8 protein-coding genes are annotated in these 6,612 nt (G+C 40.2%); 5 read left to right on the forward strand and 3 right to left on the reverse strand.

The genetic code is table 11. From position 1 onward, the window contains the following. Positions 1 to 10: 10 nt before the first annotated feature. Positions 11 to 907: an AraC family transcriptional regulator gene (locus tag LXL81_RS23750; protein WP_234649553.1), complete on the reverse strand. Its 897-nt coding sequence runs from the start codon at positions 905 to 907 to the stop codon at positions 11 to 13. A gap of 161 nt (positions 908 to 1,068) precedes the next feature. Here LXL81_RS23750 and LXL81_RS23755 point away from each other — a divergent pair, with 161 nt between their 5' ends. From LXL81_RS23755 to LXL81_RS23775, 5 genes are all read left to right on the forward strand, one after another. Continuing rightward, complete coding sequence (locus LXL81_RS23755) at positions 1,069 to 1,575, forward strand: cupin domain-containing protein (RefSeq protein ID WP_234649555.1); 507 nt, start codon at positions 1,069 to 1,071, stop codon at positions 1,573 to 1,575. Between the two features lie 75 nt (positions 1,576 to 1,650). Continuing rightward, a complete protein-coding gene (locus LXL81_RS23760) occupies positions 1,651 to 2,307 on the forward strand; it encodes a carboxymuconolactone decarboxylase family protein (protein WP_234649557.1) in 657 nt (218 codons plus the stop codon). A 105-nt stretch (positions 2,308 to 2,412) separates the two neighbouring features. Beyond that, positions 2,413 to 3,585, forward strand: coding sequence for an NAD(P)-dependent alcohol dehydrogenase (locus LXL81_RS23765; protein WP_234649558.1), 1,173 nt, complete (start codon positions 2,413 to 2,415; stop codon positions 3,583 to 3,585). A 19-nt stretch (positions 3,586 to 3,604) separates the two neighbouring features. Further along, positions 3,605 to 4,087: a cyclophilin-like fold protein gene (locus LXL81_RS23770; protein WP_234649560.1), complete on the forward strand. Its 483-nt coding sequence runs from the start codon at positions 3,605 to 3,607 to the stop codon at positions 4,085 to 4,087. A gap of 8 nt (positions 4,088 to 4,095) precedes the next feature. Beyond that, the gene (locus LXL81_RS23775) at positions 4,096 to 4,671 is read left to right on the forward strand and encodes a DapH/DapD/GlmU-related protein (RefSeq protein ID WP_234649563.1); all 576 of its coding nucleotides are present in this window, start codon (positions 4,096 to 4,098) and stop codon (positions 4,669 to 4,671) included. A gap of 84 nt (positions 4,672 to 4,755) precedes the next feature. On the opposite strand, the gene LXL81_RS23780 is transcribed toward LXL81_RS23775, so the two are convergent. Together LXL81_RS23780 and LXL81_RS23785 are read right to left on the reverse strand one after the other, a co-directional pair. After that, positions 4,756 to 5,193, reverse strand: coding sequence for a response regulator (locus LXL81_RS23780; RefSeq protein WP_234649564.1), 438 nt, complete (start codon positions 5,191 to 5,193; stop codon positions 4,756 to 4,758). A gap of 148 nt (positions 5,194 to 5,341) precedes the next feature. Next, positions 5,342 to 6,019 (reverse strand): DUF421 domain-containing protein, encoded by a 678-nt coding sequence (locus tag LXL81_RS23785; protein WP_234649566.1) that lies wholly within the window; start codon positions 6,017 to 6,019, stop codon positions 5,342 to 5,344. Between the last annotated feature and the right edge of the window lie 593 nt (positions 6,020 to 6,612).

Below are 6,612 nucleotides of genomic sequence, written 5' to 3' on the forward strand. Positions count from 1 at the left end.
ACGTGACTGATCAGTTTAAACTCCGGTATTCATGAGGGGTGACACCGGTTTTTTGTTTAAAAAGTCGTGTAAAATGTTGTTGATATTTGAATCCGAGCTGATAGGCGATTTCGCCAAATGATGTATTTGCTTCAAAGATTTTCACTTTTGCCTCTTCAATTAACCTGGATTGTATGAAATCCTGAGCCGTGCTTCCGGTTTCTTTTTTAATAAGATCACCAAAATAATTTGGAGATAAAAACAGCATTTCAGCACAGTAGGCTACACTTGGTAATCCCAATGTTTGCGCCTTTCCTGACTTAAAGTAATCGTTTACTAATTCTTCAAAACGGACGAGAATGTCTTTATTGGCATGGCTGCGGGTGATAAACTGGCGGTCATAAAACCGCATGCAGTAATTTAGAAATAATTCAATGTTGGAAACGATCAGCGTTTTACTATGCTTGTCGATATTCTGATTGATCTCGACGCTGATCTTCTCAAAACAATCGATAATTGTGTCTTTTTCTTTTTTTGATAAATGTAAAGCTTCATTCACCTCATAAGAAAAGAAGGAATATTCTTTGATTATTTTTCCCAGTTGTGTGCCGGCAATCAGATCCGGATGGAAGATCAGCGCATAACCCGAGGGTTTTATTGATTTTCCTTTACTGTCAATTCCATATACCTGTCCCGGAGAAACAAATACCAAAGTGCCATCTTCATAATCGTATGGTTTACAGCCATAAACTATGTCGCCGCACTTTATGTTTTTCAAAAATACAGCATAAACGCCCATATAGCGTCTGAAATGCTGGACAGTGGGAATCTCATTAAAATTGATAACACTCACCAGCGGGTGCAGCGTCTCAGTTCCCATCCAGCTATTATACTGCTTCACCGAATCTATTCTTTCTACCTGTTCCATTTTTTCATAAATAATCACTCAAATATAACAAGGCAAAAACTCTGATTTACTCGTGAAAGTCTAAATCCGTAAAAGTGGTAAATAAACCAGTAATCTGTATAAAAATTGAAGCACGTAGATGAGCGACCTTTGTCATATGAAAAGATTAACAAACTTCATATATGAAACGAAACCTGAAGTCAATTACTTACTCGCTTTTGATCGCAGCATTATTGCCGGTCGCAGCATTCAGCCAAACTAAAAATTCAACAAAAATGACAAACGAACAAACCACCGCTCTTTTTCCAAAAGGAGACAAGTTACCGGATTCATATTTCACCGGAAACGCTTATCTGAAACCGCTTTTGGCAAAAGATAAAAATAATGATTTCGCCATGGGTAGTGTAACTTTTGAACCAAACGCCAGAACGATTTGGCATACACATCCACGCGGACAGGTTTTAATTGTAACAGAAGGAGCGGGATTCTATCAGGAAAAAGGAAAACCGGCCCGTGCCATTAAAAAAGGAGACGTTGTTAACATTCCGGAAAATGTAGAACATTGGCATGGAGCCGGTGCAACAACAAGTATGACGCATATCGCAATCACCAACTATGAAGGGGATACCAATGTGATCTGGCTTACACCCGTTTCGCAGGAAGAGTATAGTGCAGCTAATAATAAATAAAACTTATAGCCATGGATTATGTCAAAATCACTCGTCTGTGTACTGCTTTTGGTGTTTCTGTTTAATTCAACTTTCATGAAAGCACAAGAGTTTAAAGATCATAATAGGGTACTCAGCCTTCAACAAGAAAAAATTGTAGCTATTTCCGCGCTGACGGCAACCGGAAATCTTGAAAGTCTGAAATCAGCGTTGAATGCCGGTCTTGACGCAGGTTTAAGTGTGGAGGAAATTAAAGAAATCCTGGTGCAGCTTTATGCTTATTGCGGTTTTCCAAGAAGTCTCAATGCGATAAGTGCGTTCATGGCTGTTGTGGAAAAAAGAAAGGCAGACGGCATCCATGACAAACAAGGGAAACCGGCAGTTTTAAAGAAAGAGCCAAAGGACAAATATGAACAAGGCAGGAAGGTATTAGAAGTTTTAACGAAAACGCCTCAAGAAAAGCCAGCACCAGGATTTGGAGAATTTGCTCCCAGAATAGATGCATTTCTGAAAGAACATTTGTTTGCTGACATTTTCGAAAGTGAGGTATTGACCTTCCGGCAGCGAGAGCTCGTGACCATATCAACCCTTTCTGCGATGCCTGGCGTAGTACCTCAGTTACAGGCTCATATAAAAATGGGGATGAATACCGGAATCACCGAAGCCGAGCTTGGAGAAGTTGCTGTGCTGATTGAAAAGTTTGTCAGCGCTACACAGGCAAATTCATTAAGAGATATTATTGCAAAACTTTAATTTTCAACCTTTTATCCGGCATTGGAGCAGCCTGACCAGATGAGGGTCAGGCTGGCGGATCCGACCGCCCTGGCCGGAAAAATGGTAAAATAAATAACTGAAATAATGAAGAAGGCATCAAGAAGAAAATTTATTCAGCAGACAATCGCAACAGGAACGGGCTTAATGATTGTCAATCCATTACAGCTTTTTTCACAAAAAAAAGGAATGATAAATATGAGTGAGAATATCCAAGCAAAAGGTTATGCAGGAAAGGACATAAACGGAAAACTTCAACGCTGGAATTTTGACAGACGTCCGGTGGGGGATAATGACATTTTAATTGATATCAAATATTCGGGTATTTGTCACTCAGATATTCATACCATCAAAGGTCATTGGGGGCCACAGCAGTATCCGCAGGTTCCGGGTCATGAAATTGCAGGGATTGTATCAGCAGTAGGCAAGAATGTTACAAAATTTAAGATTGGTGACAAAGCAGGAGTGGGTTGTATGGTTAACAGCTGTATGCAATGCGAAAGTTGCAAAAAAGGAGAAGAGCATCACTGCGAAACCACAGGAATGACCGGTACCTATGGCAGTCCTGAAAAATCATCTCCAACAGGAATTACGCAGGGAGGTTATGCAAATAATATTGTTGTTACCGAACATTTCGCTGTTCAAATTCCGCAGTCCATGGACTTGAAATATGCTGCACCACTATTGTGCGCTGGCATAACGACATACTCTCCCTTAATGAAAGCCGGGATGAAAAAGGGTGATAAGATTGGTGTGGTGGGTATTGGTGGTTTAGGGCATCTGGCTGTCAAGCTTGCTGCTTCGAAGGGTGCGGAAGTTTACGCATTCACCACATCAGAAAGTAAACGTGAGGACATTCTCTCATTCGGGGCAAAGGAGGTGATTTTAGTAAAAGGTGCTGATGACTTGAAACCCTGGTTTGGGAAAATGGATTACATGATTTCCACCGTTCCCTATGCCTATGATATGTCCGCCTACATTTCTTGCGTGAAACCTTACGGGTATTTTACACAGGTAGGACAGCCCGTTAATGGTGAATTGACCATCAATAATTTCAACATGATTTTTAACAGGGTCAATTTTAACGGTTCTCTTATTGGCGGCATACCTGAAACGCAGCAGGTGATGAATTACTGTTCAGAAAATAAAATATATCCTCAGATACAAATCATTAAGGCGGAAGAAATTAACGATGCATGGAACAAAGTGGTTAATAAAGAGGCCCGTTACAGATTTGTGATTGACGCAGCAACCATTTAGTAGTGAAATTATCAAAATAATGAAACACGCTCTCACAGCTTTATTTTCAATCATCATATTCATTGGTTTTATGGCTTGTAAAACCGATGAGAATATCACCGCTGTAAAAATGGACGAAGGGAATAACAACAATGTATCTGTTGAAACTGCCGGCACCAGGGTGAATATCAGGATTGGTTCAAAGACTTTTTTGGCAACACTAATGAATAGTCCGGCAGCAAGTGCTTTTAAAACCAAACTACCAATGACAGTTGCGATGAGTGACCTGAACGGGAATGAGAAATTTTTTAATCTGCCTGCGAATCTGCCCGTTAATGCATCCAGTCCGGGATCGATCCATACTGGGGATTTGATGATTTATGGCTCCAATACGTTGGTACTTTTCTACAAATCTTTTACGACACAATATAGTTACACCAGGCTTGGACGCATAGAAGACGTTTCAGGACTAGCTACGGCGGTCGGCTCAGGAAATGTAACTGTGACTTTTACACTTCAATAAGAGCATCCATGAAAGAGCAAGTAATAGAAAAAGATATTTTTGAGCGGATGAGGGCAGGTGAGTCTATCCGGAAAGATGATATCGGATACAAGAAATTTGAGGAAGTGGTATCCCGAACCATACGGTTATCTGTTCAGATGAATGCGACGGCAACGGATGTAGACCAGGTACGTACTACATTGAGTGAAATAACTGGAGTCGAAATAGATGAGTCAACAACCATATTTCCACCATTTTACACAAATTTTGGACAGTTTATAAAACTTGGAAAAAATGTGTTTATCAATCATGCCTGTTCTTTTCTGGATATTGGCGGGATAACAATTGAGGATGACGTGCAGATTGGCCCAAGAGTTAACTTAACCTCAGAAAATCATTCTATCAATCCCGGAGAACGAAAAACTCTTCTTTTGAAGCCAATTGTGATAAAGCGAAATGCCTGGATAGGGGCAGGAGCTACAATTCTTCCGGGCATTACCATTGGAGAAAATTCCATTGTTGCAGCTGGCGCCGTTGTAAGCCGGGATGTACCGGCGAACACTATCGTAGCAGGTGTTCCGGCAATGATTGTGAAAACTATTTAAACCTTTTGAAGGCGGTAACGGATTAGTATGAATGATCAATAACCGAATGACCATTCATACTATCTATATCTCGTATTTTTCATTTTAATTATCTGATTCCCAGTTGTATCTGCCTGGCAAAATGGCGCGTTTCCAATATCCGCAAATGAAAGTTAGCTGGTCTTTTAATGCCTCGTAAGTTGGAGGTTTTAAATAAAATCCCTGAACCAATGAGAGGTAGGCATCATCGACATCCTTTGGATTAATTGAATCTGATAGGAAAATAAATGGGATTGAGCGCTTTTTTAAGTGCTCTTCCGCATTAATTTTTTCTCTAAGTTCAAGTCCGGAAATTTGTGGAATGTTGAGATCACAAAGAATAAAAAAAGGTCTTTCCTCAGTTTTCTGGAGATATTCGATAAGCTCGTATCCATTATCGAAATTAACGACCTCGCTCTCACATCCTATATCCGCCAGAGCCGTCGAAACCAGAAACTTATCATCCATATCTCCTCCAACATATAGTATTGCATCTTTTGCCATATCTCGTCTGATTTAAATTTAAGACGGGTTTTAAAAAATAGTATGCCAGTTAGTCCTTTAAATCAGCCAAAAGGCTTTTATTGTGGTTTCATGAGCCTATGCGTATCCAAACTTTACCGGGTTCCACATACTGATCGTTATACTTTTTCTAAGATATGCGCCGGGAACTAATCGCCTTAACCCATTCATCTTTCTCACATCTTTTGCACACTTTCCGGCCCTTATTTACATGCTCAACATTGCCACAAAAAGAGCATGCATAATCCGCAGGCTCGGTGATAGTTTTATATTTTTGTTTGTATAGTTTGGGCATGACCGGAAGTCCGGGTTTAACTTCCTCATCTTCAAAAAACAGAAAACTCACATTTCCATTGGGTTCGAGAATTGCCGTGCGCACCTGTCCCAGGTGTTCGATACTTTGCTGACGCATTTCTGAAAAGAATTCGTCCTTGGCATATGTTTCGTCTTCTGCGTCCAGGTTAAATATTCCGTCTTCAATGATATATACGGGATCACCCTCCAGCACACTTTCAAACTTCTCATTTTTCATGGCAAACCATGTAATGAGCCGGTAGAATCCCAATATGGTAACAAACACCAGAAACGCAGGTAAAATGGCGTTTTCTTTGTTCGACATCGGGTCGCCAGCTGCTGAACCCAGGCCGATGATAATGGCTACTTCAAAAATCGAAAGCTGACGGACCCCTTTCTTTCCGGAAATTCTCAGGAAAATCAGGATAAGCGCAAACATGATTAGTGTACGGAGAACGATTTCAATAGCGAATTCCCAGTCCAGGTCGTTCAGGAACATTGCTTTCCAATCCAAGTTGTATATGTTTAATTGTTGAAGCTACCCGGGGTTAAAAGAACCATACCCAAACTGTAAATTATTTAAGGTGTTTTTTTGGGAATCGGGGAGAAGGTATAGTTAAGATTTGGATTTGACTTTCTGGTGATCCCGCTGGGATTCGAATTCGATCGCGAACCCGGCCAGGATCCATACATTAAAAGTATATTGCTTATATTATTCTAAAACAAAAAAAGCCAAACCCATTAAGATTTGACTTTTTGGTGATCCCGCTGGGATTCGAATTCGATCGCGAACCCGGCCAGTATTCATACATTAAAAGTGTATCGCTTTGATATTATTTTAAAACAAAAAAAGCCAAACCAATTAAGATTTGACTTTCTGGTGATCCCGCTGGGATTCGAATTCGATCGCGAACCCGGCCAGGATCCATACATTAAAAGTGTATCGCTTTGATATTATTTTAAAACAAAAAAAGCCAAATCAATTAAGATTTGACTTTCTGGTGATCCCGCTGGGATTCGAATTCGATCGCGAACCCGGCCAGGATCCATACATTAAAAGTGTATCGCTTTGATATTATTTTAAAACAAAAAAAGCCAAATCAATTA

Origin of the sequence: Dyadobacter sp. CY356, from assembly GCF_021440195.1 — a bacterium.
In the GTDB taxonomy this organism is placed as follows: Bacteria; Bacteroidota; Bacteroidia; order Cytophagales; family Spirosomataceae; genus Dyadobacter.

What these genes read in the sequence shown, in the direction of transcription:
- LXL81_RS23750 (WP_234649553.1), bottom strand. Translation starts at nt 907, where the DNA reads ATGGAACAGGTAGAAAGAATAGATTCGGTGAAGCAGTATAATAGCTGG.
- LXL81_RS23755 (WP_234649555.1), top strand. Translation starts at nt 1,069, where the DNA reads ATGAAACGAAACCTGAAGTCAATTACTTACTCGCTTTTGATCGCAGCA.
- LXL81_RS23760 (WP_234649557.1), top strand. Translation starts at nt 1,651, where the DNA reads ATGAAAGCACAAGAGTTTAAAGATCATAATAGGGTACTCAGCCTTCAA.
- LXL81_RS23765 (WP_234649558.1), top strand. Translation starts at nt 2,413, where the DNA reads ATGAAGAAGGCATCAAGAAGAAAATTTATTCAGCAGACAATCGCAACA.
- LXL81_RS23770 (WP_234649560.1), top strand. Translation starts at nt 3,605, where the DNA reads ATGAAACACGCTCTCACAGCTTTATTTTCAATCATCATATTCATTGGT.
- LXL81_RS23775 (WP_234649563.1), top strand. Translation starts at nt 4,096, where the DNA reads ATGAAAGAGCAAGTAATAGAAAAAGATATTTTTGAGCGGATGAGGGCA.
- LXL81_RS23780 (WP_234649564.1), bottom strand. Translation starts at nt 5,193, where the DNA reads ATGGCAAAAGATGCAATACTATATGTTGGAGGAGATATGGATGATAAG.